Source organism: Stenotrophomonas sp. GD03958, assembly GCF_029839005.1.
Taxonomy (GTDB): Bacteria; Pseudomonadota; Gammaproteobacteria; order Xanthomonadales; family Xanthomonadaceae; genus Stenotrophomonas; species Stenotrophomonas hibiscicola.
Window position 1 is genome coordinate 1 of record NZ_JAOBZT010000026.1, and the last position, 26,491, is coordinate 26,491.

At 67.8% G+C, this 26,491-nt stretch carries 22 protein-coding genes; 18 read left to right on the plus strand and 4 right to left on the minus strand.

The genetic code is table 11. The features are described 5' to 3' along the window. The first annotated feature begins 147 nt into the window (after window positions 1–147). Window positions 148–2,196: an ATP-dependent DNA helicase gene (locus N5C25_RS09945; protein WP_019660101.1), complete on the plus strand. Its 2,049-nt coding sequence runs from the start codon at window positions 148–150 to the stop codon at window positions 2,194–2,196. Window positions 2,197–2,205: 9 nt separating this feature from the next. Continuing rightward, window positions 2,206–2,919 (plus strand): tRNA (adenosine(37)-N6)-threonylcarbamoyltransferase complex dimerization subunit type 1 TsaB, encoded by a 714-nt coding sequence (tsaB, locus tag N5C25_RS09950; protein WP_262212626.1) that lies wholly within the window; start codon window positions 2,206–2,208, stop codon window positions 2,917–2,919. Between the two features lie 493 nt (window positions 2,920–3,412). Here the strand turns inward: tsaB and N5C25_RS09955 are convergent, their stop codons facing one another. Both N5C25_RS09955 and gshB read right to left on the minus strand, forming a co-directional pair. Next, the gene (locus N5C25_RS09955) at window positions 3,413–4,297 is read right to left on the minus strand and encodes an energy transducer TonB (RefSeq protein ID WP_058981798.1); all 885 of its coding nucleotides are present in this window, start codon (window positions 4,295–4,297) and stop codon (window positions 3,413–3,415) included. Then, window positions 4,297–5,244 (minus strand): glutathione synthase, encoded by a 948-nt coding sequence (gene gshB / locus N5C25_RS09960; protein WP_262212627.1) that lies wholly within the window; start codon window positions 5,242–5,244, stop codon window positions 4,297–4,299. Before gshB ends, N5C25_RS09955 begins: the two co-directional genes overlap by 1 nt. Before the next feature lie 240 nt (window positions 5,245–5,484). On the opposite strand from gshB, the gene pilG reads away from it, so the two are divergent. The 7 genes from pilG to N5C25_RS09995 all read left to right on the plus strand — a co-directional run bounded on the left by pilG (window position 5,485) and on the right by N5C25_RS09995 (window position 17,444). Beyond that, window positions 5,485–5,886 (plus strand): twitching motility response regulator PilG, encoded by a 402-nt coding sequence (gene pilG, locus N5C25_RS09965; protein ID WP_005418455.1) that lies wholly within the window; start codon window positions 5,485–5,487, stop codon window positions 5,884–5,886. A gap of 18 nt (window positions 5,887–5,904) precedes the next feature. Beyond that, window positions 5,905–6,267: a response regulator gene (locus N5C25_RS09970; protein ID WP_005410717.1), complete on the plus strand. Its 363-nt coding sequence runs from the start codon at window positions 5,905–5,907 to the stop codon at window positions 6,265–6,267. After that, window positions 6,267–6,797, plus strand: a complete 531-nt coding sequence (locus tag N5C25_RS09975; RefSeq protein ID WP_019660097.1) for a chemotaxis protein CheW — start codon at window positions 6,267–6,269, stop codon at window positions 6,795–6,797. Before N5C25_RS09970 ends, N5C25_RS09975 begins: the two co-directional genes overlap by 1 nt. Window positions 6,798–6,838: 41 nt before the next feature. Beyond that, window positions 6,839–8,875, plus strand: a complete 2,037-nt coding sequence (locus tag N5C25_RS09980; protein ID WP_262212629.1) for a methyl-accepting chemotaxis protein — start codon at window positions 6,839–6,841, stop codon at window positions 8,873–8,875. A gap of 100 nt (window positions 8,876–8,975) precedes the next feature. Beyond that, window positions 8,976–15,656, plus strand: a complete 6,681-nt coding sequence (locus tag N5C25_RS09985; protein WP_262212630.1) for an Hpt domain-containing protein — start codon at window positions 8,976–8,978, stop codon at window positions 15,654–15,656. Continuing rightward, the gene (locus N5C25_RS09990) at window positions 15,643–16,983 is read left to right on the plus strand and encodes a chemotaxis protein CheB (protein ID WP_262212631.1); all 1,341 of its coding nucleotides are present in this window, start codon (window positions 15,643–15,645) and stop codon (window positions 16,981–16,983) included. The genes N5C25_RS09985 and N5C25_RS09990 overlap by 14 nt, the downstream gene beginning before the upstream one ends. Then, window positions 16,980–17,444 (plus strand): chemotaxis protein CheW, encoded by a 465-nt coding sequence (locus N5C25_RS09995; RefSeq protein ID WP_058981793.1) that lies wholly within the window; start codon window positions 16,980–16,982, stop codon window positions 17,442–17,444. Before N5C25_RS09990 ends, N5C25_RS09995 begins: the two co-directional genes overlap by 4 nt. A gap of 102 nt (window positions 17,445–17,546) precedes the next feature. Here N5C25_RS09995 and N5C25_RS10000 read toward each other — a convergent pair whose 3' ends face one another. Together N5C25_RS10000 and bioA are read right to left on the minus strand one after the other, a co-directional pair. Then, entirely contained in the window at window positions 17,547–18,284 is a 738-nt protein-coding gene (locus tag N5C25_RS10000) for a 16S rRNA (uracil(1498)-N(3))-methyltransferase (protein ID WP_005414248.1), read from the minus strand. Further along, a complete protein-coding gene (gene bioA / locus N5C25_RS10005; protein ID WP_279936889.1) occupies window positions 18,275–19,666 on the minus strand; it encodes an adenosylmethionine--8-amino-7-oxononanoate transaminase in 1,392 nt (463 codons plus the stop codon). The genes N5C25_RS10000 and bioA overlap by 10 nt, the downstream gene beginning before the upstream one ends. A 77-nt stretch (window positions 19,667–19,743) precedes the next feature. Here bioA and nudE point away from each other — a divergent pair, with 77 nt between their 5' ends. From nudE to gcvH, 9 genes are all read left to right on the plus strand, one after another. Continuing rightward, the gene (gene nudE / locus N5C25_RS10010) at window positions 19,744–20,307 is read left to right on the plus strand and encodes an ADP compounds hydrolase NudE (protein ID WP_019660090.1); all 564 of its coding nucleotides are present in this window, start codon (window positions 19,744–19,746) and stop codon (window positions 20,305–20,307) included. Beyond that, window positions 20,304–21,107, plus strand: a complete 804-nt coding sequence (cysQ, locus tag N5C25_RS10015) for a 3'(2'),5'-bisphosphate nucleotidase CysQ (RefSeq protein ID WP_058981787.1) — start codon at window positions 20,304–20,306, stop codon at window positions 21,105–21,107. The genes nudE and cysQ overlap by 4 nt, the downstream gene beginning before the upstream one ends. A gap of 13 nt (window positions 21,108–21,120) precedes the next feature. Continuing rightward, window positions 21,121–21,960: a nucleoside triphosphate pyrophosphohydrolase gene (gene mazG, locus N5C25_RS10020; RefSeq protein WP_021203305.1), complete on the plus strand. Its 840-nt coding sequence runs from the start codon at window positions 21,121–21,123 to the stop codon at window positions 21,958–21,960. Next, window positions 21,957–22,286, plus strand: coding sequence for a YnfA family protein (locus tag N5C25_RS10025; RefSeq protein WP_010482716.1), 330 nt, complete (start codon window positions 21,957–21,959; stop codon window positions 22,284–22,286). Before mazG ends, N5C25_RS10025 begins: the two co-directional genes overlap by 4 nt. A 125-nt stretch (window positions 22,287–22,411) precedes the next feature. Continuing rightward, window positions 22,412–22,714 (plus strand): DUF962 domain-containing protein, encoded by a 303-nt coding sequence (locus N5C25_RS10030; RefSeq protein ID WP_134732454.1) that lies wholly within the window; start codon window positions 22,412–22,414, stop codon window positions 22,712–22,714. A gap of 66 nt (window positions 22,715–22,780) precedes the next feature. Continuing rightward, window positions 22,781–23,740, plus strand: a complete 960-nt coding sequence (locus N5C25_RS10035) for an SPFH domain-containing protein (RefSeq protein ID WP_019660086.1) — start codon at window positions 22,781–22,783, stop codon at window positions 23,738–23,740. 1 nt (window position 23,741) lies between these two features. Next, window positions 23,742–24,185 carry an NfeD family protein gene (locus N5C25_RS10040; protein ID WP_262212632.1) on the plus strand — a complete coding sequence of 148 codons (444 nt, stop codon included), beginning with the start codon at window positions 23,742–23,744 and terminating at the stop codon, window positions 24,183–24,185. Window positions 24,186–24,307: 122 nt separating this feature from the next. Continuing rightward, window positions 24,308–25,420: a glycine cleavage system aminomethyltransferase GcvT gene (gcvT, locus tag N5C25_RS10045; RefSeq protein WP_164145266.1), complete on the plus strand. Its 1,113-nt coding sequence runs from the start codon at window positions 24,308–24,310 to the stop codon at window positions 25,418–25,420. Between the two features lie 94 nt (window positions 25,421–25,514). Then, on the plus strand, window positions 25,515–25,910 hold the full coding sequence (gene gcvH / locus N5C25_RS10050) for a glycine cleavage system protein GcvH (RefSeq protein WP_019660083.1): 396 nt from the start codon (window positions 25,515–25,517) through the stop codon (window positions 25,908–25,910). Window positions 25,911–26,491: the final 581 nt, after the last annotated feature.

Below are 26,491 nucleotides of genomic sequence, written 5' to 3' on the forward strand. Positions count from 1 at the left end.
AGGACGGGTTCACGGCGTCCCCGCAAACCCGCAGTCCCCCGCCAACCCTCAGTACAACCCAGAGCCATGACAACGCTGTTGCCGTTGCTCTGGCTCTGGCTTGAAACGGGTGCCGGGCAGCGCCCGGCCGGGTATCCTTTCCCTCTGATGTCCGACCTTGTCCATGCCAGCCGCGAAGCCCTCAGCGACGGCGGCGCGCTCGCCTCGCATCTGGACGCCTTCGTCCCGCGCCCGGCCCAGCTGCGCCTGACCGAAGCCATCGCCGATGCGCTGCAGCAGCGTGACCTGCTGCTGGCCGAGGCCGGTACCGGCACCGGCAAGACGTTCGCCTACCTGGTGCCGGTGCTGCTGTCCGGGTTGCGCACCATCATCTCCACCGGCACCCGCGCGCTGCAGGACCAGCTCTACCACCGCGACCTGCCGCGTGTGCGCCAGGCACTCGGTGTCGGCCTGCGCAGTGCGCTGCTGAAGGGACGTTCGAATTACCTGTGCCGCTACCGCCTGCAGCAGGCGCGGGGCGAGCCGCGCTTCTCAAGCCCAGAACAGGCGGCGCAGTTCCAGCGCATCCTGGCCTGGTCGGGACGCTCGGAGTTCGGCGACATCGCCGAACTGGACGGTTTGGCCGATGATTCGCCGCTGCTGCCGATGGTCACCTCCACCGTCGATAACTGTCTGGGCACCGACTGCCCGTTCTGGGAAGACTGCTTCGTGGTGCGTGCGCGGCAACGTGCGCAGGCGGCAGACGTAGTGGTGGTCAACCATCACCTGCTGCTGGCCGACCTGGCATTGAAGCAGGATGGCTTCGGTGAGCTGCTGCCGGGGGCGCAGGCCTTCGTCATCGACGAAGCGCATCAGTTGCCTGAACTGGCCGCGCAGTTCTTCGGCGAAGGCTTCGGCATGCGCCCGTGGCAGGAGCTGGGCCGCGACTGCCTGGCCGAAGCGCGCGGCGTCGGGGGGGCGCAGTCGGCGCTGCAGGAACCGGTCGACCACTTGCAGCAGGCGCTGCTGGCGTTGCGTTCGGCGATGGAGGGGCTGCCGCCGCGCGGCACGCAGTGGCGTGCGCTGACGATGCCGCAGGTGCGTGATGGCTTCGATACGGTGATGGCTGGCCTGGTGACGCTGGAGCAGGCGCTGCAGCCGCTGCGCGAAGCCGCGGCGGGCCTGGATGCCTGCCATGCGCGGGCGCGCGAGGCGGTCTCGCGGCTCGGTCGCTGGCTGGGCGATGACGAACCTGCCCTCGACTTCGATACTGATCCTGCGGACACCGGCAATGCCACCGATGTGCTCTGGTATGAGCTCACCCCGCGTGGTTTCCGCTGCCAGCGCACGCCGATGGACGTGTCCGGTCCATTGCGCGAGCACCGTGAGCGCAGTCGCGCGGCATGGATCTTCACCTCGGCGACGCTGACCGTGGGCGGTGGTTTCGATCACATCGCCACCCGCCTCGGGCTGGACGACCCGCAGACGCTGGTCCAGCCGAGTCCGTTCAATTGGCCCGAGCAGGCGCTGTGTTACCTGCCTGAAGGCCTGCCCGATCCGGCCGCACGTGGTTTCGGAACCGCGCTGATCCAGACCCTGCGGCCGGTGCTGCAGGCCTCGCAGGGCAGGGCGTTCCTGCTGTTCGCTTCGCATCGCGCCCTGCGTGAGGCCGCCGAGGCACTGCGCGATGGGCCATGGCCGTTGTTCGTGCAGGGTGAGGCGCCGCGTGCGACGCTGCTGCAGCGCTTCCGTGAATCGGGCAATGGGGTGCTGCTGGGCTCGGCCAGTTTCCGCGAGGGCGTGGACGTGGTCGGCGAAGCGCTGAGCGTGGTGATGATCGACAAGCTGCCGTTCGCGGCACCGGACGACCCGGTCTACGAGGCACGCCTAGAGGCGATCCGCAGCCAGGGCGGCAATCCGTTCCGCGACGAACAGTTGCCGCAGGCGGTGATCGCCCTGAAGCAGGGCGTTGGCCGCCTGATCCGCAGCGAAAGCGACCGGGGCGTGCTGGTCCTGTGCGATCCGCGCCTGCTCAACCGTGGCTATGGCCGGGTCTTTCTTGAGTCGCTGCCGCCGTTCCGGCGCACCCGCAGCCTGGCCGATGTGCAGGCCTTCTTTACGCCACAATGGGCGCCCGTGGCCGATGATGCCGTTCCGACCGCCGCCGCCGCGGCGGGCCCGGAGCCGGCGCCCGGTGTCACGTTCCCCCTGTTCTGACCTGATCCGATGAAACTGCTCGCCTTTGAAACCGCCACCGAAGCCTGTTCCGTTGCCCTGCATGTCGATGGACAGGTACTGGAACGTTTCGAGATCGCCCCGCGCCGGCATGCCGAACTGAGCCTACCGTGGGCCGAGGCGCTGCTGGCCGAAGCCGGCATCAGCCGCCGCCAGCTGGACGGTATCGCGCTCAGCCGCGGTCCGGGTGCGTTCACCGGCGTGCGCCTGGCGATCGCCATCGCGCAGGGCATCGCACTGGCGCTGGATCGTCCGTTGCTGCCGGTCTCGACGCTGCAGGTGCTGGCGCTGCGGGCACCGGCGGAAGAAACGCAGATCCTGTCGGCGATCGACGCACGGATGGGAGAGTTGTACGTTGCGCGCTTCGGGCGTGTGGACGGCCTGCCGGTGGCACGCGATGCCGAACGCGTGTGCGCACCCGCTGCGGTAGCGCTGTCGGAAGGGCTGTCGGCCTACGGTGTCGGTACCGGGTTCGCCGCAGCCGAGGGTGCGCTGGTCGCGCAGCTCGGTACAGGTTTGCGCGGATTCGACGCCACGGCATTGCCGCGTGCGTCGGACGTGCTCGCACTGGCGGTGCCGGCGTTCGCCCGCGGCGAAGCCATTGCACCGGAGAAGGTCGAGCCGGCCTACCTGCGCGACAACGTGGCACTGACCCTGGTCGAGCAGCAGGCCGCGCGCGAGGCGAAGGCGAAGGCCAACGGCTGAGCCCCTCGTGGCGGAGTTGGTCGCGTAGATCAAAAGCCGTGGTTTGGCCGGGCGGGTGGGCTGCGCAGGGGGCGCTGCAAGTACGTCCCTGTAAGCTCGGTCGCCGCATCCATGCGGCTCACGCTCCTGCGCAGCCCACCCGCCCGGCCTCTGACAGTTTCCGTGCACGTCCGCCACAGAAGATCAAAAAAAGAAAAGTCAAAATCAAAAGCGGGTCGCTTCGCTTGCATCCACGCGTGGCGTGGATGTGTATCGACCAAGGTCGACACCTACCAAAGCAGTGGTGCGCCGCGATCTATCAGAGGCGGGGCGGTGTCGGGCGGCGGGGTATCCGCGGCATGGATGCCGCGGCTAAGCCTACACGGACGTACTTGCGGCGTCCCCGCCGCCCGACACCGCCTCGCCACGCTTCAGTACACCAACCGCCGCTGTTGCTGTTGCCGTTGCTCTAGCCTTTCAGCGGGTCCCGGGCCGCAGGCCCGGGCAACAAACCCTACCGGTCGTCGCGCAGTTCGCCGCCGGGCAGGAACACCCACGTGCGGGTGACCTGCAGGATGTCGATCTCATCCTCGGTCTTCGGCAACGGCGGGAACGGCTGCGCCAGCTTCACCACCCGCAGTGCCGCCTCATCCAGCAGTGGCGTTCCGCTCGACCGCAGGATCCGGCTGCTCTCCACGCTGCCATCGCGGCGCACGCCCACGCTGATCACCACCTGGCCGCCCAGCCGGCGCTGCCGGGCCTCGTCCGGGTAATTCAGGTTGCCCACGCGCTCGGCGCGGTCAACCCAGGCCCGCAGGTAATTGGCATAGGCATACTCGCGCGTGCTGGCCGACACGAACTTGCGGTTCGGGCGCTTGGCGTACTGCGCCGAGCGCAGATGCACTTCTGCGGCCAGTCGGGCCATTTCCACATCGCGCTGTTCGCGCGCACTCAGCGGGGCGTCCGGTTCGGGCTGATCCGGCGTGGGGCGGGACTGGGCCTGCGCGACCGCCTCTTCGCCATTGCGGCTGCTGACCACCCGTGCCTGTGGCGGCGGGACCGGCGCGGCCGATTGCTGCTGCTGTGGGACCGGGCTCAAACCGGGCTGCGCCTGCGGCACGATGCCGGCCTGGTTGTCGCGCGGACGCTGTGCGCGGTCGTGTTCGCCACCGCCATCCTGGTTGGCTGCGGCAAGAAAATCGGCCTGCTTCGGCGTCAGCACGGTGCGGGTCTGGCTGAAGATCACTTCCAGCGTGGGCACCAGCGGTGCATCGCCTTTCACGGCGAAGCCCACGCCCAGGATCAGCAGCGCGTGAACCAGCACCGACAGCGCGATGGTCGCCCCCAGCCGTTGCGCTTCGCGTGGTGGCGGGGGCAGGACGGCAGGTGCGGTTGCCATCAGCGCAGGCCGGCCTCAAGCGCGTCGAACAGGGTGCCGGCGATGTTCAGGCCGAACTGTGCGTCCAGTTCGCGTACACAGGTCGGGCTGGTCACGTTGACCTCGGTCAGGTAATCGCCGATCACGTCCAGGCCGACGAAGCGCATGCCGCGACGCTTCATCTCCGGGCCGACCTGGGCCGCGATCCAGCGGTCGCGCTCGCTCAGCGGACGGCCTTCGCCGCGGCCACCGGCAGCCAGGTTGCCCCGGAACTCGTCGCCCTGCGGGATGCGCGCCAGGCAGTAGTCGACCGGTTCGCCATCGACCAGCAGGATGCGCTTGTCGCCGGCCGTGATGTCGGGAATGAACTTCTGGGCCAGTGCCAGTTTGCGGCCGCCGTCGGTCAGGGTTTCCAGGATCACGTTCAGGTTCGGATCGCCCTGGCCGCTGCGGAAGATCGAGCGGCCGCCCATGCCGTCCAGCGGCTTCAGCACGGCCTGGCCATGCTCCAGCGCGAAGGCCTTCAAGGCCTTGGCGTCGCGGCTGACCAGGGTCGGCGGGCAGCACTGCGGGAACAGCAGCGCGGCCAGCTTCTCGTTGTAGTCGCGCAGCCCCTGCGGATTGTTGACCACGCAGGCACCGGCGGCCGCAGCCACGTCCAGCACCTGGGTGTCGTAGATGTACTCGGCGTCGACCGGCGGATCCTTGCGCATCAGCACAATCTGGCCGGGGCCGAGTTCGGTACGGCTGAATGCGCCCAGCTCATACCAGCCAGCCGGGTCGTCGCGCACCTGCAGCGGCGCGGTCTGGGCCACCGCTACGCCACCCTCCAGGGCCAGGCCGCCCGGGCGCACGTAGTGCAGGGCATGGCCGCGGCGCTGGGCTTCCAGCAGCATGGCAAAGGTGGTGTCCTTGGCGATCTTGATGTGGGCGATGGGATCCATCACCACGATGACGTTCAACGGCATGGGCGCACCTGTCAGGCAAGGCGTTGATGGTAGCGGCAACGCCGGTCGCGCGCCTCCCTGCCATACTGCAACGCAGCGTCCGCCCGGCGCTCGCGCACTCATTGCGAAACCCGTCACGTTCAGGAGGCTGCCATGCCCCGCGCCATGGGGCGGCCTTGAAGCGGGCGCGGAAAGTGCGATATAGATACGCTTTCGTAGCGGCCCCCGCCAGAGATCGGGCCGTGCGCTTGGGGATAGGCAATGACTGAAAACACGACTGCGGGCGGGGAACTCGCAGGACTCCGGGTGATGGTCATCGATGATTCGAAGACCATCCGCAGGACTGCGGAAACACTGCTCAAGCGGGAAGGCTGCGAGGTGGTCACCGCCACCGACGGCTTTGAAGCGCTTGCGAAGATCGCAGATCAGCAACCGCAGATCATCTTCGTCGACATCATGATGCCGCGCCTGGACGGGTACCAGACCTGTGCGCTGATCAAGGGCAACCAGCTGTTCAAGGCGACCCCGGTCATCATGCTCTCGTCCAAGGATGGCCTGTTCGACAAGGCGCGGGGACGCATCGTCGGCTCGGAGCAATACCTGACCAAGCCATTCACGCGTGAAGAACTGCTGGGTGCCATCCGCACATACGTCAACGCCTGACCAGGGGGGAAAGGCACAATGGCTCGTATCGTTCTGATCGAGGATTCACCGACCGACCGCGCGGTGTTCACCCAGTGGCTGCGCCGTGCCGGCCACGAGGTGCTGGAAGCGGACAACGCCGAGGATGGACTGCAGCTGGTCCGCGACCAGGTGCCGCAACTGGTGCTGATGGACGTGGTCCTGCCCGGCATGAGCGGCTTCCAGGCCACCCGCGCGATGGCCCGTGACGCAGCGATCAAGCACATCCCGGTGATCATCGTCAGCACCAAGGCGATGGAAACCGACAAGGCCTGGGGCCTGCGCCAGGGCGCGGCCGATTACATCGTCAAGCCGCCTCGCGAGGATGAACTGATCGCGCGGATCAACGAACTGGTGGCCTGATGCGCTCGCCTTTCGACATCCTCGAAGCCTATGAACGCCGCAGCCTGGCCCACGCGGTGCAGCTGCCCGAACGGCAGTTCGCCCAGGACCTCTGGCGTGGCGTGGGCTACCGCGTCGGCCAGCGCCGGCTGGTGTCCGATTTCCGCGAAGTGGTGGAGATCGTGCCGATGCCGCCGGTGACCCCGGTGCCATGCGCGCAGCCCTGGCTGCTCGGCGTGGGCAATCTGCGCGGCAACCTGTTCCCGGTGGTCGACCTGAAGTACTTCCTGGAAGGCGTGCGTACCGTGCAGCAGGAAGGCCAGCGCGTGCTGATCATGCGCCAGGCCGGTGGCGACGTCGCACTGACCATCGATGAACTGTTCGGCCAGCGCAGCTTCGAACTGGACCAGCAGATCGAGGCCGGCATGCTGGCCGAAGGGCGCTACGGCCATTTCGTCGATCGCGCCTTCCATGCCGACGGCCACGACTGGGGCGTATTCTCGCTTTCGCTGCTGTCGCGCACCCCTGAATTCCGGCAAGCCGCGGCCTGAGGCCGGGCATCGCCCCCTGCATTGAAGATCGAGGTTGAACGATGAGTACTGCTTCGGACGCCACCAAGACCGGCAAGCTGCGGCTGGGCGGCAGCAACCTCTGGCTGTTCCTGCTGCTGGCATCGATGATCCTGTTCGGCGTCAACACCGGCGTCGCTACCTGGCAGGGCAGTCGCCTGGCCGATGCCGGTTCCAAGGCGGCCGACCTGCAGGTGCTGTCGCAGCAGTTGGCCAACCAGGGCCGTGACGCGGTGGGCGGCAACGCGCAGGCGTTCACTGCCTTCAAGGCCACCCGCAACGCGATCGAACAGAATGTGTCGACCCTGCAGGGCCGCTATGGCAAGGAGCCGGGCGTGTCCGGCGCGATCGCCACGCTGGGCGAGACCTGGGCGCCGCTGGGCAAGCAGGCCGGGCAGCTGGTGGCCAGTGAACCGGCGGTGCTGGCCCTGGCCGGCAACGCCAACAACTTCACCGGCGCCGTGCCGGGGCTGCAGGCCCAGCTGAACGAGCTGGTGCGTGCGATGTCCGCTGCCGGCGCGCCCTCGTCGCAGGTGTACAGCGCACTGCAGCAGGTCGTGGTGGCCGGCTCCATGGCCCGCCGCGTAACCGAAATGCGCGCCGGTGGCAGCGGCGCTGCTACGGCCGGCGATGCGCTGGCGCGTGACATCACCGTGTTCTCGCAGGTGCTCGACGGCCTGCGCAATGGCAACGAGGAACTGGGCATCACCGCCGTGCGCGGTGCCGCTGCCGTGGCCGCGCTGGAACAGTCGCAGCAGAAGTGGGAAGCGATGAAGCAGGACGCTGACGCGATCCTGGCCAGCTCGCGCCAGCTGTTCGCGGCGCAGTCCGCCGCCACCGCGCTGGGCCAGGGTTCGGCCCACATGCTGGATGACAGCCGCAAGCTGTTCGACGCGTTCTCCTCGTTCGGCTCGGTGTCTGACACCCGCCTGTTCCCGAACTTCTGGATCGGTGTGGTCTCCGGTGCGCTGTCGCTGATCGCGATCATCGGCTTCGTTTCCACCAACGTGCGCACCCGCTCGCGCGAGCAGGAACTGCGCTACCAGACCCAGGTGGAATTCAACAGCCGCAACCAGCAGGCGATCATGCGGCTGCTGGACGAAATCTCCTCGCTGGGTGAGGGCGACCTGACGGTGAAGGCCTCGGTGACCGAGGACATGACCGGTGCCATCGCCGACGCGATCAACTACGCCGTCGACGAGCTGCGCCACCTGGTGACCACCATCAATGACACCTCGGCCAAGGTCGCGCTGTCCACCCAGGAGACCCAGGCCACCGCCATGCAGCTGGCAGAGGCGGCCGGCCACCAGGCCAACCAGATCACCTCGGCGTCGGACCGCATCGGCGAAATCGCGGCAAGCATCGAACAGGTGTCGCGCAACTCGGCCGAGTCGGCCGACGTGGCACAGCGCTCGGTGGTGATTGCCGCCGAAGGTGCCGGTGTGGTGCGCGAGACCATCCAGGGCATGGACCAGATCCGTGACCAGATCCAGGAAACCTCCAAGCGCATCAAGCGCCTGGGTGAGTCGTCGCAGGAAATCGGCTCGATCGTGGAACTGATCAACGACATTTCCGAACAGACCAACATCCTGGCGTTGAACGCAGCGGTCCAGGCGGCCTCGGCCGGTGAAGCGGGTCGCGGTTTCGCGGTCGTGGCCGACGAAGTGCAGCGCCTGGCAGAACGTACCTCCGGCGCGACCCGACGCATCGAGAACCTGGTGCAGGCCATTCAGGCCGACACCAACGAAGCGGTCACCTCGATGGAACAGACCACCGCCGAAGTGGTGTCCGGTGCACGCCTGGCCGAGGATGCCGGCACCGCGCTGACCGAGATCGAGCGCGTGTCCAATGCACTGAACACCCTCATCAAGAACATCTCCATCGCCGCCCAGCAGCAGTCGGCTGCGGCCTCGGACATCACCCGCACCATGGGCGTGATCCGGCAGATCACCGGCCAGACCTCGCAGGGTGCGGGGCAGACCGCCGAATCGATCGGCCACCTCGCGCAGCTGGCGGCGGACCTGCGCCGTTCGGTCGCCGACTTCAAGCTGCCGGCGTGACGCGGGCAGGGCGGCGAGCAAGGAACCAGTCGATGAAGCATTTCCATTTCCCACGCCAGAACTCGCGCGGCCACCGCGCGGCGGCGAACGGAGCGCGTCCATGAGCAGTCTGCGCGATGCGATGAGCCACGCAGCGCTGGGCTGGGTCAAGCCCGAGCTGGACGAGACCCTGCGCCAGGTGCGCAACGAGGTCGAGTACTACGCCGAAGACCCGAGCGATGCCAGCCGCATGCGCATCTGCGCCGGCTACCTGCACCAGGTGCAGGGCACCCTGCGCATGGTCGAGCTGTATGCACCGGCGATGGTGGCCGAGGAACTGGAACAACTGGCCAATGCCATCGGGGCCGACGGCGTGGCCGATCGGGATGAAGCCTGCGCGACCCTGATGCGTGGCAGCGTGCTGCTGCCCGATTATCTGGAGCGCCTGCAGAACGGGCATCGCGATATTCCGATCGTGCTGATGCCGCTGCTCAACGAGATCCGTGCCGCGCGTGGCGAAGAAGGCGTGCATGACAGCGTGCTGCTGGCATTCGCACCGGACAGCGTCACCGCCACCGAGGCCGAGCTGGACCATGCCCGCGGCAGCCTGAGCGGGCGCAACCGCGAGTTGCTGGACACGGTCGGCAGTGCGGTGAAGGAAGAACTGCTGCGCATCAAGGATGCGCTGGACCTGCACCTGCGCACCGGCGGTGCTCCGGAACAGCTGCAGACCCAGGCCAACGAGCTCGGCGCGGTGGCCGATACGCTGGGCATGATGGGCCTGGGCGTGGCCCGCAGCGTGGTCGTGCAGCAGCGTGACGCACTGCGTGGGGTGGTGGAAGGGCGCCAGCAGATCGATGAGAACCTGCTGCTGGATATCGCCGGGGCACTGCTCTACGTGGACGCCTCGCTGGACGACCAGGTCGCCCATCTGGGCGCTGGCGGCAGTGGCGAGGACGATCCGAGCGCGGTTGAGAACCGCCGCACGGTGGAGGTGCTGGCGCATGAAGCCATCGCCAACTTCGCCGCCGCCCGCGAGCATTTCGTCGCGTTCATCGAAACCAGCTGGAACCATGCCGAGCTGCAGGATGTGCCGCGCCTGCTGGGTGATGTATCCGGTGCGCTGCGCATGCTCGATCTGGGCACCGCCGCAGACTACCTGCGTGGCGTACAGCAGTACATCGAGGCCGAGCTGATCGGTCGCCAGCGCGTGCCCAGTGGCCGCCAGCTGGACACCCTGGCCGATGCCATGGCCAGCCTGGAGTACTACCTGGAAGCCCTGCGCGACCGCCGTCCGGGCCGCGAGGACATCCTCGACATCACCCGCAGCAGCCTTGAAGCGCTGCGCTATTGGCCGCTGCCGGACCGCAACGCGGTGGAACCGGTTGCCGCCGCGCCGGTTCCGTTCGCATCGCTGCTGGTGGACCGGGAGCCGGTCGCGCTGCAGGCCGAGCCTTTGCAGCCGGAGCGCATCGAGATTCAGGTTCAGCCAGCCGCGCCCGCCGCCGGCACTGTGCCGGTGCCCTTGCCGGACTTCACCTTTGATCCACCACCGGCCACGCCTGCACCGGAGGTGCTGGACAACCGCCTGATGTTCGGTGCGCTGGGGAACCTTGCATCCACACCGCTGTCGCTGCATGACGACCGCGAGGCGGCGCTGGTCTTCGCCGCCTCCAGCGCGCCTGCGCCCGAGGTGCCGCAGTGGGATCTCGCGCCGTTCCATCCGGACGCCGATCCGGCCGCGAGTGCCGAAGACGAACGCAGCCCGACCTTCGCCAGTTTCGATCCGGTCAGCTTCGAACGCGCCGAAACCGGAATGGAATCGGTGCCGCAATGGACGCTGTCGGAGGCGACACCACCGGTATCGGCTGATGTGGCAGTGGCGGATGTCGAGCACGACGTCGACGCGTCGGTACCCTTTGACACCACTGGCTTTGCAGCGCCGGTGTTCGACCCGGTGGCTGCCGAGCACGATGTGGTTGCTGCCCGTGACGACGTGGTGTTCCGTTTCGACGCCGATGCGCTGGATAACGCCGACGACGTGCTGTCGCTGCACGCCATGGAGACGCTGTCGCTGGACGACGACGCCGGACTGCATCCGTCGCTGGAGACCGTCGATGACGCCACGCCCCAGCCGTTGGACGAAAGCCCCGTGGTTGCCGAAGTCGACGCCGTTGCGGCGGATGTGCCGGAGCACGCGGCCGCGCCGATGGCCGAGGTGCTGACGCCGGCCTCCGATGCACCGGCACCGGCGGTGTCGGTGATTGATATCGACACCATCGCACCGATCGATTTCAGCGAAGCCGACGCACAGTTCTTTGCCGAGCTGAGCGCCGCGGCGGCCGACTTCAATCCGCAGGCCATGGCGGCTCCGCCCGCTGCGGACATCCCGGTCGTGGCTGGGACCGAGGCCGGCTTCGAGGCCGGCTTCGACGACGATGCCGAGAACATCGACGAGGACATCCGCGAGGTGTTCCTGGAAGAGTTCGACGACGAACTGGCCAACCTTGGCACGCTGCTGCCGGCATGGCGCACGCAGCTGGACAACATGGACCGGCTGCGGCCGATCCGCCGCATCTTCCACACCCTCAAGGGCAGTGGCCGACTGGTCGGCGCGCGCACCCTGGGGGAGTTCGCCTGGAAGATCGAGGGCATGCTCAACCGCGTGCTCGATGGCAGCCGGCCGGCCACGCCGGCCGTGCTGGCAATGGTCGACAATGCGCACGCCGCACTGCCGCAGTTGAATGCCGCGCTGCGCCATGGCCAGCGCATCAGCGTGGACCTGCAGGCAATGCAGGCCATCGCCGACCGGGTCGGCGCCGGCGAGGAGACCTTCTACGTGCCGTTGCCGGCTGCGGCCGCACCGGCGGCGACACTGGCCGAGTCCGAAGGCGAAGACGAAATCAGCCGCCTGCTGGACGCCGAGGCCGCTGCGTCGGCGCAGGCCGAAGACGCCGGGACCCCGGCCAACATCGACAGCGTGCTGCGCGAGATCCTCGAGGCCGAGGTCGAAGTCCACCAGGCGACCCTGCAGGAGTGGCTGCGCTCGGCACAGCAGGCACCGCAGCCGGTCAGCGACGCACTGCTGCGTGCGGTTCACACCATGAACGGCGCCTTCGCGATGACCGAAGTGCCGGAAATCACCGCCGTTACCGGCGGCGCCGAGTCCTACATCAAGCGGGCTCTGGCCGCCGATGTGGTACCTGGCGACGAGGGGGTCGCCGCGCTGGACGCAGCTGCGCAGGCGATCACCGCGACCATGGAGGCGCTGCAGGCCGAACACCCGCGCATTGCGCCGCAGGATGCGCTGGTGCAGCGGCTGCAGGCATTGGCTGGCGAGCTGCCGGAAGCGCGCTGGCCGCTGTTCGCGTCGGAAGACGAGGATGAAGAGGGCACCGAACCGGCGCCAGATGTCGAGCAGGCATCCGAAGCCGAAGCGCCGCTGGCCGGCCTGGACGCGCTGGACGAAACCAGCATGCCCGTTGCTTCCGATGCGGCTCCTGATCTCATTGCCGAGCCGCTTGCCGGAGATGCGCTGGAACCGGTTCCATCTGCGCCCGACCTCAGGACGCCGGACGTCGCCGCCGACAGCGGCCTGGAAGTCGGCGAGTTGACCGCCAGCGACGATCTTTCGCGTTACTTCGATGCCGGCTGGCCGACGGTGCAGGGAGAAGATGAACCCGCAGTGGCGCACACCGGCGCGATTGAATCGATCCAGCCGGTGGAGAGTGCGCCTGTTGTCGAAGGGGCCGACGCAGCTGCCGCGCCCACGATCGAGACCGTCGACGACGCTGATCTGACCATGGCCGACGATCTGTCGCCGTACCTCGACGCCAGTGCGCTGCCGGTCGACGACCGCGACGCGGAAGAGCTGCCGGTGTCTGCGGAAGTTGACGCGATCGACCTGAATACGTCCTTGTCCTTTGATTCGGGCAGCGGCGATGACAGCGTCATTGACGACGCTGCTGCATTGCCACTCGACAGCGAGCTGTCGAGCCTGCAGGATGAAATGGCTGTGCCGGGTTTCGCAGAACCGGTCACGCTGGCAGCCGCGCTCGAGGCCGGCCTGCACGTGATCGAGCAAGAGCGGACCCTGGACGACGACGGGCAATGGCCCGTGATCGGCCTCCAGGCCAGCGAACTCGCGCCGGGCGAGGCAGATGCCTTTGCCGAGGATGCGGACGTCGGCGGGGAGGCGGCGGTCGGTGAAGGAGAGAGCGCCGATCAGCCGTCCCCGGCGACGGTGATTGAGGCGTTCAGCGCAGAGGCACGCGTTGGCAGTGGTGCTCCGGTGCGGTTCTTCGAAATGGAAGAGGCGCCGGGCCAGGGCACGATCAACACCGGTGCCGGCGCGGAGATCGCAGCGGCCGACATCGAGCCCCCTGCGCCGGATGTTGAGCAGGCGCCTGTTGCGGCGGATGCCGAAGACGGTGCCGATGCCGATGCGCTTGACTTCAGCGTGTACGACCGCGAGCTGGTCGACATCTTTGTCGAGGAAGGCAGGGACCTGCTCGACCACTGTGATGGCCTGATCAGCGAGCTGCGTGATGCACCGCAGGATCGCGAGGTGCTGGCCGGCCTGCAGCGTGACCTGCACACCCTCAAGGGGGGCGCACGCATGGCCGGTATCAATGCCATCGGCGACCTCGGCCACAGCATCGAATCGCTGCTGGAAGCGGTGGCCGCTGGCCGTACCGAAATCGAGCGCCGCGACGTGCAGCTGCTGGAACGCGGCTTTGACCGCCTGCACCAGCTGCTCACCCGTACCGGCACTCACCGCGTGGTGGAGCCGGCGCTGGATCTGGTGGAGGCCTTCGAGGTTCGCACCACCAACGATATTGCCGCAGCCGCCACGGCCGCGCGTGCAGCCAGCGAGGCCGAGACCGTGCCGGCGCAGGCTGCGGCCACGCTGACGCCGCTTGTCGACGCGCCGCTGTCGGCACCGCTGCCGGCCGAGGGTACGGTCGATGAAGACCCCCTGGCACGTCCGCAGCAGGAACAGGTGCGCGTGCGCGCCGACCTGCTCGACCGCCTGGTCAACCATGCCGGTGAAGTGGCGATCTACCGCTCGCGGCTGGAACAGCAGCTGGGTGCCTTCCGCGGCGCGATGGGCGAACTGGAGCGCACCAATGCGCGACTGCGCGACCAGCTGCGCCGCCTCGACCTGGAAACCGAGGCGCAGATCGTCGCCCGCTACCAGCGCGAGCAGGACCAGGCCGACCAGAAGTTCGATCCGCTGGAACTGGATCGCTTCTCCACCCTGCAGCAGCTCAGCCGTGCGCTGAACGAGTCCGCCGCCGACCTTGGCGGCCTGCAGGGCGTGCTGGACGATCTGTCGCGCCAGTACGATTCGCTGCTGCAGCAGCAGTCGCGCGTCAGCTCCGAGCTGCAGGATGGCCTGATGCGCGCGCGCATGGTGCCGTTCGATGGCCTGGTGCCGCGCCTGCGCCGCGTGGTCCGCCAGGCCGGCATGGATACCGGCAAGCAGGTCCACCTGACCCTGGAAGGCACCCACGGCGAACTGGACCGCAACGTCCTCGACCGCATGGTCGCGCCGCTGGAACACATGCTGCGCAACTCCGTGGCCCATGGCCTGGAAGCGCCGGAACAGCGCCGCGCCGCCGGCAAGCCGGAGGAGGGCGAGATCGCCATCCGCCTGCACCGCGAAGGCTCGGAAATCGTCCTGGAAGTGGCCGATGACGGCGCCGGCCTGGACCGCGAAGCGATCCGCCGCCGCGCCATCGACCGCGGCCTGCTGGCTGCCGATGCCCAGCCGAACGAACAGGAACTGGACAACCTCATCTTCGCGTCAGGCTTCACCACCGCCGACCAGGTCAGCCAGCTGGCCGGCCGTGGCGTGGGCATGGACGTGGTGCGCAACGAAGTGCGCCAGCTGGGTGGCTCGGTCGATATCCAGTCAGTGCGTGGGCAGGGCGTGCGCTTCACCCTGCGCCTGCCGCAGACGCTGGCCGTCACCCAGGCGGTGTTCGTGCAGATCGGCGAAACCACCTTCGCAGTGCCGGTGGCCTCGGTCAGTGGTATCGGCCGCCTGTCGCGCGAGCGCTTCGAGGCTGCCGACAGCAGCTACCGCTACAGCGGCGAAGACTATCCGCTGTACGACCTTGGCAGCCTGGTCGGCCAGGCCCCGGCGCGTGCCGACGGCCAGGAGCAGGTGCCACTGCTGCTGGTCCGTGCCGGTGACCTGCGTGCCGCCGTCGCGATCGACCAGGTGCTGGGCAACCGCGAAATCGTGGTCAAGCCGGTCGGCCTGCAGATCGCGTCGGTGCCGGGGATCTACGGCGCCACCATCACCGGCGACGGCCGCGTGGTGGTGATCCTGGACGTGGCGCCGCTGGTGCGCCGTTTCCTGGCCAACCCGACGCTGCCGGTACTGGCCAATGCGCCGCGCCAGGAGCGCCAGGTGCCGCTGGTGATGGTGGTCGACGACTCGCTGACCATGCGCAAGGTCACCGGCCGCATCCTCGAACGCCACAACTTCGAGGTCAGCGTTGCGCGCGACGGCGTGGAAGCACTGGAGCGACTGGAAGAGCGAGTGCCGGACCTGATGCTGCTGGACATCGAGATGCCGCGCATGGATGGCTACGAGCTGGCTACCGCGATGCGTGCCGACCCGCGCTACAGGGACGTGCCGATCGTGATGATCACTTCGCGCAGCGGTGACAAGCACCGCCAGCGCGCCTTCGAGATCGGTGTCCAGCGTTATCTGGGCAAGCCGTACCAGGAACTGGACCTGATGCGTAACGTGTACGACCTGTTGGGGATCGCCCGTGTCCGTGAGTGAAACCCAGGCGGCTCCGGCCGTTGCCCTGCTGGCCCGTCCCGGCGCGGCGCGCGAGCGCCTGCGCGAGGCACTGTCGCATGCGGATGTGCAGCTGGTGCTGGAAGACGACCCGAACAGCCTTGAGCCGCAGCTGCTGCACGACGCCCGACCTCAGGTCGTGGTGATTGCGCTGGAGACCGCCATTGAGGACGCATTGGAGCGCCTGGAAACGGTGTTGTCCGCACCGGGCCTGACCCTGGTCTTCGACGAGGCCGAACTGGCCGCACGTCGTGATGGCTGGGAGGCCCAGCGCTGGGGCCGTCATCTGGCCGCGAAGCTGCATGGCCATCAGCAGGTGTTGCCGCCGGGGGCCGAAGAAGAACCCAGCCTGCAACTGGCGCCGGGCCATCCGGCACCGCCACCGGCACCGCAGGAAGAAGCGCTGCAGGCGCACCTGGACCAGGCATCGAGCTGGGCCGACGAGGTCCCCGCTGACAGCCTGTACTCGCCGCCTGCGCAGCTGCACGAACCGATTGCGCTGGAACAGGCGCTGGCGGCGCTGCAGCCGGTCGTGCCTGAGCCGCTGGACGCCCCCGAACCGCCATCGCTGGCGGCGATCGCGCCCGCAGCACCGCCCATTCCGCCGATCTCCTTCGACCACACCGCATGGTCGCTGGTCGATGACGTGGCCGACGTTCCGGCAGCCGCTTCGCAACACGCCGCGCCGGAGGCACCGCTGCCTTCCTTCGATACCGGCCATCTGAGCCTGGTCGATCTGGATGCTGGTGCGCCCGTGGGCGCACGCGCCGGATCGTTGCTGGTGCTGGCCGGCATCGGCGGCCCGGATGCACTGCGTCGCCTGCTGGGCGCGCTGCCTGCATCGCTGAGCGTTCCGGTGCTGGTGCATATGCGCTTGGACGGTGGCCGCTACGGAAACCTGGTCAAGCAGATGGCGCGCGTGTCGCCGCTGCCGGTGCAGCTGGCCGAAGTCGGCCAGCGTGCAACACCCGGTGAAGTGCACGTGCTGGCCGATGACATCGGCGTGCAGGCAGCCAGCGACGGCCTGCATTTCGTCAGCGACGCGCAAGGGATCTCGATTGCCGCGCTGCCGGCTGAGCACACCGCGCTGGTCCTGCTCAGCGGCGCCGACCTTGCGCTTGTGGGGCCGGCACTGGATCTGGCCGCCGCCGGTGCGTGGGTGGCCGGGCAGGTCGGCGAGGGCTGCTATGACCCTGCCGCGGCCACGGCAGTGGTCGCCGCTGGCATGGTGGCCGGTGAACCACAGGAACTGGCGCAGGCCATCGCCTCGCGCTGGGGCGTGGAAGACGATAACGGAGACGCACCATGAGCTATGCCAGCAATGACGAAATCCGAGGCGTCCTGATCCAGGCCGGCAACGAACGCGTGCTGCTGCCCAATGCCACCGTGGCCGAAATGATGTCGCGCGTGCCGGTGCAGCCGGTCTCCAACGCCCCGCGCTGGCTGGTCGGCGAGATCGGGTGGCATGGCTGGCAGGTGCCACTGGTGTCGTTCGCGCGGCTTTCCGGGCTGGGCGAGGAAGCGGTGGGCGGCCATAACAAGGTGGTGGTGCTGAAGGCCCTCAGCGGCAACGCACAGCGCCCGTATTACGCGCTGCTGACGCAGAACTTCCCGCAGCTGATCTCGGTGCCGCGCGACGGCCTGCTGGCCGACGCGTCCGAGGAAACCCTGCCGCAGATCGTGCACATGCGCGTGCTGCTGGGTGAGCAGAGCGCGCTGTTGCCGAACCTGGACGCACTGGAAGCCGCCCTGGATTCGCTGGCGGCCTGATCGGCAATCCGCCGGTCGGGTTCCCGGTAGTGCCGGCCGCTGGCCGGCAACCTCATGATCCCTTGGATGCCGGCCAGCGGCCGGCACTACCACCAATCAGCCTTATCCCAGATCGCCCAGCCGCGCCTGCAATGCGGCAATCGCGGCCAGCCCGGCGGTCTCGGTACGCAGGATGCGTGGCCCCAGCTGCAGGCCCTGGAATCCTGCCGCTGCCAACTGATCCCGGTCGCGCGGCGACCAGCCACCTTCCGGACCGATCGCGATCACGATGCCGCCCGTCGGCGCCGCGTCGAGCGTCGACAGGCGATGGGCACCGTGCGGGTCCAGGGTCAGCCGCAGCGTATCGGCCGGCAGCGTCGCCGCCGCCTGCGCCAATGACACCGGCGAGCCAACCTGCGGAATGCGCGCGCGCCCGGACTGGCCGCAGGCCGAGGTCACCACGTTGTTCCAGTGCGCTACGCGCTTCTCCGCGCGCGCGGCATCCAGCTTCACTTCGGTGCGCTCGGCATTCACCGGAACGATGGCGCTCACGCCCAGCTCGGTGGCCTTCTGCAGGATCAGGTCCATCTTCTCGCCTCGGGCAATGCCCTGCAGCAGGGTGATCGCCAGCGGCGATTCGTTGTCCACCGCCTGCACCGCATCGATGCGCACCTGCACCTCGCGCTTGCCGGCGGCAGTCAGCGTGGCGCTGTAGTCGTGGCCATCGCCGTTGAACAGCACGCAGGTATCACCCTCGCGCAGGCGCATCACCCGCACCAGATGGTTGGCCGTCTCTTCCGGCAGGGTCACGGTCTGGCCGCTGTGCAGCGCCAGGTCGATGGGGCAGCGGGTCACGCGCATGCAATCGCCTCGTCAATCGCCGCCAGCGTGGTATGTGCCAGCAGCTCCAGTTGTTCGTCGTCCACGCAGTAGGGTGGCATCCAGTACAGCACGTCGCCCAGCGGACGCAGCACCACGCCACGTGTCAGCGCGGCCTTGTAGGCATGCAGGCCCAGCCGCATGGCCGGGTCGAAGGGCGTGCGCTTGTTGCCGTCGCGCGACAGTTCGAAGGCCACCACCATGCCGGCCTGGCGCACGTCGGCCACGTGCGGATGGTCGCTGAACGGTGCGGCCAGCGTGCCCATCACCGAGGCGATGCCACGGTTGCGGGCGATCACATCGTCGTCGCGGAAGATGTCCAGCGTGGCCAATGCCGCCGCGCAGGCCAGCGGGTTGCCGGTATAGCTGTGCGAATGCAGGAAGGCGCGCTCGCGTGAGTCGTCGAGGAAGGCGTCGTACAGCGCCTGCGTGGCCAGCACGGTGGCCAGCGGCAGGAAGCCGCCGGTCAGGCCCTTGGACAGGCACATCAGGTCCGGCATCACCCCGGCCTGCTCGCAGGCGAACAGGGTGCCGGTGCGGCCGAAGCCGGTGGCGATCTCGTCGGCGATCATGAATGCGCCGTGCGCATCACACAGTTCGCGCACCCGCTGCAGGTACACCGGGTCATGCATGCGCATGCCGCCGGCGCACTGCAGGCGCGGTTCCAGGATCACCGCACAGATCTCGCCCGGGTGCTGGTCGAACAGCGTGGCAAGGCCATCGGCGGCCTGCCGTGCACGCTCAGCCGGGCTCTGGCCGGGCTCAGCCAGGAAAGCATCGGGCGAGGGCGCGAACAGCGCTTCGGCCAGCAGCGGCGCATAGACGCGGCGATACAGCGGGATGTCTCCCAGCGCCAGCGCGCCGAGGGTCTCGCCGTGGTAGCCGTTCTCCAATGCGATGAAACGCGTGCGCTGCGGTTCCCCTCGGTTCTGGAAATACTGGAAGGCCATCTTCAGCGCCACTTCCACGCCGGCGGACCCGTTGTCGGCGTAGAACACCTTGGCCAGTGGTTCGCGGCCAGGCTGGCGTGGGGCCAGTGCGAGCAGGCGTTCGGCCAGGCTGATGGCTGGCTCATGGCCGAAGCCGGCAAGCATCACCTGTTCCAGTTGCCTGGCCTGGGCGGCAATGGCACCACCGATGCGCGGTTCGGCATGGCCGAACAGGTTGGTCCACCAACTGCTGACGGCGTCCAGGTAGCGATTGCCGTCGTGGTCGATCAACCATGCGCCTTCACCACGGGCGATCGGCACCAGCGGCAGGGTATGCGGGTGCTCGCGCATCTGCGTGCACGGGTGCCAGAGCACCTGCAGATCGCGTTGCCGCCAGTGCTGGGCCAGCGGGGAGGGGGTTGGGTCTGCTAGCATTTCGGGCTCATGAACATGTTGCTGCCTGCACATTCTATCGGCACCGGCGCAGGCGCCGGCCGCCGCGGAGATTCCGCATGAACGATGACCGTGCCGGGCGTCGCTTGCCGATCATCCATCGGATCACCGATGAGGAGAACGGCCCCTTCCAGCGGCAGCATCTGGACCTGGAGTTCTCCAACGGCGAACGCCGCCGGTTCGAACGTCTGGTCAGCCGAGGTCATGGCGCAGTGGTGGTGGTGCCGATGCTCGACGACGAGACCGTACTGCTGGTACGTGAATACGCTGCCGGCATGCACCGCTATGAACTGGGGTTGGTCAAGGGGCGGATCGATGCCGGCGAGACCCCCGAGCAGGCCGCCGACCGCGAGCTGAAGGAAGAGGCCGGTTTCGGCGCGCGCCGGGTCGATGTGCTGCGCGCGATGACCCTGGCCCCGACCTACATGAGCCACCAGTCGTGGCTGGTGGTGGCACGCGACCTGTACCCGGAAAAGCTGGCCGGCGACGAGCCGGAAGAACTGGAAGTCATCCCGTGGAAGCTGGCCGAGCTGGACCAGCTGATGCTGCGCGAGGACTTTTCCGAGGGGCGCTCGCTGGCGGCACTGTTCATCGCCCGCCAGTGGCTGCAGGGACTGCGATGATCAAGCTGACCACGGACCTGCGCGAGACTGCCATCGCCATCGCCCAGGACGCCGGACGGGCCATCATGCAGGTCTATGCCGATGGCTTCGATGTGCGGATCAAGGACGACAGCAGCCCTGTCACCAGTGCCGACCTGGCGGCCAACCAGGTCATTGAACAGGGCCTGCAGCAGCTGACCCCGGACCTGCCGATCCTGTCCGAAGAATCGGCACAGGTGCCCTGGGAGCAGCGCCGCCACTGGGGCGCTTACTGGCTGGTCGATCCGCTCGACGGCACCCGTGAATTCGTCAAGCGCAACGGCGAGTTCAGTGTCAACATCGCGCTGATCTACCAGGGCGCACCGGCCTTCGGCGTGGTGCTGGCCCCGGTGACCGGCATCGTCTGGCATGCCATGCGCGGTGAGTTGGCCTATCGCCGGCAGGGCCTGCACGACACCGTGCTGCGCATCCGCACGCCGGCCACCCCACCGCTGCGGGTTGCTGCCAGCCGCTCGCACCGCTCACCGGAAACCGAGGCCCTGCTTGCAAGGATGGGCCGCATCGAGACCATCGCGCAGGGCTCGTCGCTGAAGTTCTGCCGGATCGCCGAAGGTGGCCTGGATGTCTATCCGCGGCTGGGCCCGACCTCCGAATGGGATACCGCTGCCGGCCAGTGCGTGCTGCACGCCGCCGGCGGCGCGGTGCTGTCGGCCGCGACCGGCAAGCCGTTCCGTTACAACCGCCGCGAAACCCTGTTGAACGGCGATTTCATTGCCCTTGGTGACACCAGCCTGCCATGGCGCGACTGGTTGTCCGACTGACCCTGGAGGCCGCATGAGCGCGCACGACACTCCCACCACCGGCAGCGCCGCCACCCATGAGCTGGAGCGCCTGCTGGCGATCATGGCGCGCCTGCGCGACCCGCAGGGCGGCTGCCCTTGGGACCTGGAGCAGAACTTCGCAACCATCGCGCCATACACCATCGAGGAAGCCTACGAGGTGGCCGATGCGATCGATCGCGGCGATCTCGATGATCTTTGCGATGAACTGGGCGATCTGCTGCTGCAGGTGGTGTTCCATGCGCGCATGGCCGAAGAGCAGGGCAGCTTCGCCTTCGCAGACGTGGCCCGCGCGATCAGCGACAAGATGCAGCGCCGCCACCCGCACGTGTTCGCCGAGGTGAGCGTCGACGATGCCCACGGCGTGACGCGCAACTGGGAGGCGATCAAGCGTGCCGAGCGTGCGGCCAAGGGCGAGCAGGACACCTCCGCACTGGCCGGCATCTCGCGCGGCTTGCCGGAGTGGCAACGTGCGGTGAAGCTGCAGTCGCGCGCGGCCAAGGTCGGTTTCGACTGGCCAGGTCCGCTGCCGGTGCTGGACAAGGCGGCCGAGGAACTGCAGGAGCTGCGCGAGGAGTTCGAGCGCGGCGATATCGCCGGCAACAAGGCGCGCCTGCAGGAAGAGCTGGGTGACCTGCTGTTCGTCTGCGCCAACCTGGCCCGCCATGCCGACATCGACCTGGGCGCGGCGCTGCGCGGGGCCAACCACAAGTTCGAACGTCGCTTCCGTGCGATGGAAGCGCAGGCCGACGCGCAGGGGGAAGCGCTGGCCGCGATGGACCTGGATGCGCAGGAAGCGCTGTGGCAGCAAGCCAAGGCAGCGGAGAAAGCGTGAAGACACTCGGCCTGTTCCTGCTGACCGCGCTGGCCGAGATCGTCGGCTGCTATCTGCCGTGGCTGTGGCTGCGCAAGGGCGGCAGCATCTGGCTGCTGCTGCCGGCGGCCGCCAGCCTGGCGCTGTTCGCCTGGCTGCTGACCCTGCATCCAACCGCCAGTGGGCGGGTCTATGCGGCCTACGGTGGGGTCTACATCGGCACTGCGCTGTTCTGGCTGTGGCTGGTCGATGGCATCCGCCCCAGCCGCTGGGACCTGTTCGGCGCCGCCCTGTGCCTGGCAGGCATGGCGGTGATCATGTTCGGTCCGCGCACCTCATCGGTGTAGGGCCGAGCCATGCTCGGCCGCTCTTCCTTCCCACTGCGCCGGCGCGCGCAAGCCGAGCATGGCTCGATGCTGCAAGGGCAGCGATGGTGCATGATGGTGGCGGCCCTGGTTCCCGGAGCACGCGCATGTCCCGCTTCGCCAGCTTCCGCGAGTTCTATCCGTTCTATCTCGGCGAGCACCGCCACCCGGTTTCGCGGCGGCTGCACTTCATCGGCAGCTGCGGCGTGCTGGTGCTGGTCATGGCAGCGGGCCTGCGCGGGCAGCCGATGCTGTTGCTCGCTGCGCTGGCCTGCGGCTATGGATTCGCCTGGGTCGGCCATTTCTTCTTCGAGAAGAACCGTCCGGCCACCTTCCAGCATCCGCTGTACTCGTTCATGGGCGACTGGGTGATGTTCGCCGACATCCTGCGCGGGCGCGTGCCCTGGTAGTTCCGCTGTGAATGTGGCCTTCACGCGCTATGCTGGGGCCTGGACGTCACAGATAAGGAAAGCGAGATGTTCCCGACCATGTTCTTTACCGTGGTACTGGCCTTCGTGGCCGTGGTCATCCTGTTCAAAGCGGTACGGATGGTGCCCCAGGGCTTCGAATGGACCGTCGAGCGCTTCGGGCGCTACACGCACACCATGACGCCGGGCCTGCATTTCCTGATCCCGATCGTGTACGGGGTGGGGCGCAAGGTGAACATGATGGAGCAGGTGCTGGATGTGCCCAGCCAGGAAGTGATCACCAAGGACAACGCCGCCGTGCGCGTGGACGGCGTGGTGTTCTTCCAGGTCCTGGACGCTGCCAAGGCCGCCTACGAGGTCGCGAATCTGGAAGTGGCAATGATCGCCCTGGTGCAGACCAACATCCGTACCGTGATCGGCTCTATGGACCTGGATGAATCGCTCAGCCAGCGCGAGGTGATCAATGCCCAGCTGCTGAGCGTGGTCGACCATGCCACCAATCCCTGGGGCGTGAAGGTCAACCGCATCGAGATCCGCGACATCCAGCCGCCGCGCGACCTGCTGGATGCGATGGCGCGGCAGATGAAGGCCGAGCGCGAGAAGCGCGCGCAGATCCTCGAGGCAGAGGGTTCGCGCCAGTCGGAGATCCTGCGCGCCGATGGCGAAAAGCAGGCTACCGTGCTGGAGGCTGAGGGCCGTCGCGAAGCCGCGTTCCGCGATGCGGAGGCCCGCGAGCGCCTGGCCGAGGCCGAAGCCAAGGCGACCCAGATGGTGTCGGCGGCGATTGCCGAAGGTGACGTGCAGGCGATCAACTACTTTGTCGCCCAGAAGTACGTCGAGGCGTTCAAGGAACTGGCCAGCTCGCCGAACCAGAAGCTGGTGCTGATGCCGATGGAGGCCAGCGGCGTGATCGGTTCGATCGCTGGCGTGGCCGAACTGGCCAAGCAGGCACTGGGCGACCAGACCACCAAGGCCGCAGGCAAGCGGCCACCGCCGATCGGAGGCTGACATGCGCTGGGAAGTCGTCGGTTGGGGCGCGTTGGCGCTGCTGCTGTTCGCGGCAGAGGCGTTGGCACCCGGGGCGTTCATGCTGTGGATCGGCATTGGCGCAGCGGCCGTGTTCGTCCTGGTTGCGGTGTTCAGCGGCATTCCGTTGCTGTGGCAGGTCGTTGCCTTCGTCGTGCTCAGCGTGGTCTCGATCCAGTGCTACCGGCGCTGGGGCAGGAAAAGGGCGCGGCCCAGCGATGCGCCGTTGCTCAACCGCCGTGCCGAGCAGCTGGTCGGTCGGGTGGTGCCCTTGCAGCAGGGCATCGTCAGCGGGCAGGGCCGGGTCAGCATCGATGACACGTCCTGGCCGGTGAGCGGCCCGGAGCTGCCGGCGGGTACGTGGGTACGGGTGCTGGCGGTACAGGGCAGCACGCTGCAGGTTGAGGCTGCGGGCCGCTCCTTGTAGAGCCGGGCCTCTTCGTGCGGGCGTCGCGTGGGCTCGGCTCCGGCGCTGCGCTGCGGCGCGACCTGTGGGTGACCGATCTGGGATAATGGGGGTTCTTGTTTCCTCTGCTGCCGGACCCGGTCATGACCCAGAAGACGCTGCTCAACGATACCCACCGCGCCCTTGGCGCCAAGATGGTCGATTTCGGGGGTTGGGACATGCCCATCCACTACGGCTCGCAGCTGGACGAGCACCACCTGGTGCGCCGTGAGTCCGGTGTGTTCGACGTCAGCCACATGACCGTGGTCGATCTGCGTGGTGAGCAGGTCAAGCCGTTCCTGCGCCGCCTGCTGGCCAACTCGATCGACAAGCTGAAGGTCACCGGCAAGGCACTGTACTCGTGCATGCTGAATCCCCGTGGCGGCGTCATCGACGACCTGATCGTCTACTACCTGGGCGACGACTTCTTCCGCATGGTGGTCAATGCCTCGACCCGCGAAAAGGATCTGGCCTGGCTGCGTGAGCAGGCCGCACCGTTCGGCGTGTCCGTCGAGCAGCGTCCGGACCTGGCCATCCTGGCCGTGCAGGGGCCGCAGGCGCGCGACATCGTCATCAGCCTGGCCCGCGAAGCCGACCGCGCCGCGCTGACCAAGCTGGGCCGCTTCGCCGCCCTGCAGGTGCAGTCCGACGATGGCGTCGAGCTGTTTGTCGCCCGCACCGGCTACACCGGCGAAGACGGCTTCGAAATCCTGCTGCCGCAGGATGCCGTGGTCGCGTTCTGGAACCGCCTGCTGGCGGCAGGCGTGAAGCCGGCAGGCCTCGGCGCGCGCGACACGCTGCGCCTGGAAGCCGGCATGAACCTGTACGGCCAGGACATGGACGAAGAGATCAGCCCATATGAGGCAGCATTGGCCTGGACCGTGTCGCTGGACGAAGGCCGCGACTTCATCGGCCGCGGCGCGCTGGAAGCGCAGAAGGCTGCCGGCACCGCGCGCCAGATGATCGGCCTGGTGATGGACGAAAAGGGCGTGCTGCGCCACGGCCAGGCAGTGACGACGGCCAGCGGCGAGGGCGAGATCCTGTCCGGCACCTTCTCGCCGACGCTGGCCAAGGGCATCGCCTTCGCCCGCGTGCCGGCCGGTGAACTCGGCCAGGTCACCGTCGACATCCGCGGCCGGCAGGTGCCGGTACGCGTGGTCAAGTTCCCGTTCGTGCGCGAAGGCCAGGCCCAGCCCGGCGTGCTCGCCGACGCCTGATCCGAACGTGCCGGTCGTCACTGACAGCAGTGGCGGCCGGTTGGTTACACTAGCCCCGTTTTTTCCACCCCCTGCATATCTCTGGAGCAGTCCCATGAGCGAGATCCCCGGCGACCTCAAGTTCCTCAAGTCCCATGAGTGGGCCCGTGTCGAAGGCAATGGCCGCGTCACCGTCGGTATTTCCGACCACGCCCAGGGCCTGCTGGGTGACCTGGTCTACGTCGAACTGCCCGAAGTCGGCGCCGAGGCCAAGGCCGGCGAACAGATCGCCGTTGTCGAGTCGGTGAAGGCCGCCTCGGACGTCTACAGCCCGATCAGCGGCAAGGTCGTCGAGGTCAACTCGGCCCTGTCCGACAAGCCGGAAACCATCAACGAAGATGCCTACGGCGAAGGCTGGATGTTCGTGGTCGAACTGGCCAACGCCGAAGAGGTCAACGATCTGCTGGATCCGGACGCGTACGCCGAAGTCCTGGAGAGCGACGACCACTGAGTCGCGCTTGCGGATTCTGAAACGGCCACCTTCGGGTGGCCGTTTTCGTTTTGGCGAGTGCGTCGGACTCATGACGGCCGGTTCGCTTGGCACCCTCGGCGTGGCATCAGCGGACTGACAATCAGTGCCGATCGGCGTGCGCAGTTTTGCGCAAATCCGCGTTTCCGCCCCGCGCCGACGTACTCGGATGTGAAAACTTTTTGCCCCCCGTTGCGGCGCCGTTGTGCTGGCGTTGGTGCCAGCGGCAGCCGGTGCTGGCGATGTGTGCACGCAGTGGCCACCGACGTGCATGCATCTGCGCAGAGTGCTTATTTCAAGTACTTTTTGTTCAACGCTTGCATGGTTGTTGCTGCAGGCAGCATGCGTGCGTGGCGCTTCGGCGGTCGTCGAGCGCGGAGCGTGGCGACCGTGCAGGCACCACCATGGATGGCGCGGATGTGAAAATTTTTCGCGGGGGTTGTTGACAGTAAAAAAAACCGTGATTAGGTTTCGCCTCAGCAGACCTTGCCTGCCCAACCGAGTGCGCAGAATCAATCGTCCGATGCGAAGCAGCCCCTTCAAGACCACCGCGACCCTGATGA

Excerpts from the sequence above, each read along its gene's own strand:
- N5C25_RS09945 (WP_019660101.1), top strand. The coding sequence starts at position 148 with ATGTCCGACCTTGTCCATGCCAGCCGCGAAGCCCTCAGCGACGGCGGC.
- tsaB (WP_262212626.1), top strand. The coding sequence starts at position 2,206 with ATGAAACTGCTCGCCTTTGAAACCGCCACCGAAGCCTGTTCCGTTGCC.
- N5C25_RS09955 (WP_058981798.1), bottom strand. The coding sequence starts at position 4,297 with ATGGCAACCGCACCTGCCGTCCTGCCCCCGCCACCACGCGAAGCGCAA.
- gshB (WP_262212627.1), bottom strand. The coding sequence starts at position 5,244 with ATGCCGTTGAACGTCATCGTGGTGATGGATCCCATCGCCCACATCAAG.
- pilG (WP_005418455.1), top strand. The coding sequence starts at position 5,485 with ATGACTGAAAACACGACTGCGGGCGGGGAACTCGCAGGACTCCGGGTG.
- N5C25_RS09970 (WP_005410717.1), top strand. The coding sequence starts at position 5,905 with ATGGCTCGTATCGTTCTGATCGAGGATTCACCGACCGACCGCGCGGTG.
- N5C25_RS09975 (WP_019660097.1), top strand. The coding sequence starts at position 6,267 with ATGCGCTCGCCTTTCGACATCCTCGAAGCCTATGAACGCCGCAGCCTG.
- N5C25_RS09980 (WP_262212629.1), top strand. The coding sequence starts at position 6,839 with ATGAGTACTGCTTCGGACGCCACCAAGACCGGCAAGCTGCGGCTGGGC.
- N5C25_RS09985 (WP_262212630.1), top strand. The coding sequence starts at position 8,976 with ATGAGCAGTCTGCGCGATGCGATGAGCCACGCAGCGCTGGGCTGGGTC.
- N5C25_RS09995 (WP_058981793.1), top strand. The coding sequence starts at position 16,980 with ATGAGCTATGCCAGCAATGACGAAATCCGAGGCGTCCTGATCCAGGCC.
- N5C25_RS10000 (WP_005414248.1), bottom strand. The coding sequence starts at position 18,284 with ATGCGCGTGACCCGCTGCCCCATCGACCTGGCGCTGCACAGCGGCCAG.
- bioA (WP_279936889.1), bottom strand. The coding sequence starts at position 19,666 with ATGCTAGCAGACCCAACCCCCTCCCCGCTGGCCCAGCACTGGCGGCAA.
- nudE (WP_019660090.1), top strand. The coding sequence starts at position 19,744 with ATGAACGATGACCGTGCCGGGCGTCGCTTGCCGATCATCCATCGGATC.
- cysQ (WP_058981787.1), top strand. The coding sequence starts at position 20,304 with ATGATCAAGCTGACCACGGACCTGCGCGAGACTGCCATCGCCATCGCC.
- mazG (WP_021203305.1), top strand. The coding sequence starts at position 21,121 with ATGAGCGCGCACGACACTCCCACCACCGGCAGCGCCGCCACCCATGAG.
- N5C25_RS10030 (WP_134732454.1), top strand. The coding sequence starts at position 22,412 with ATGTCCCGCTTCGCCAGCTTCCGCGAGTTCTATCCGTTCTATCTCGGC.
- N5C25_RS10035 (WP_019660086.1), top strand. The coding sequence starts at position 22,781 with ATGTTCCCGACCATGTTCTTTACCGTGGTACTGGCCTTCGTGGCCGTG.
- N5C25_RS10040 (WP_262212632.1), top strand. The coding sequence starts at position 23,742 with ATGCGCTGGGAAGTCGTCGGTTGGGGCGCGTTGGCGCTGCTGCTGTTC.
- gcvT (WP_164145266.1), top strand. The coding sequence starts at position 24,308 with ATGACCCAGAAGACGCTGCTCAACGATACCCACCGCGCCCTTGGCGCC.
- gcvH (WP_019660083.1), top strand. The coding sequence starts at position 25,515 with ATGAGCGAGATCCCCGGCGACCTCAAGTTCCTCAAGTCCCATGAGTGG.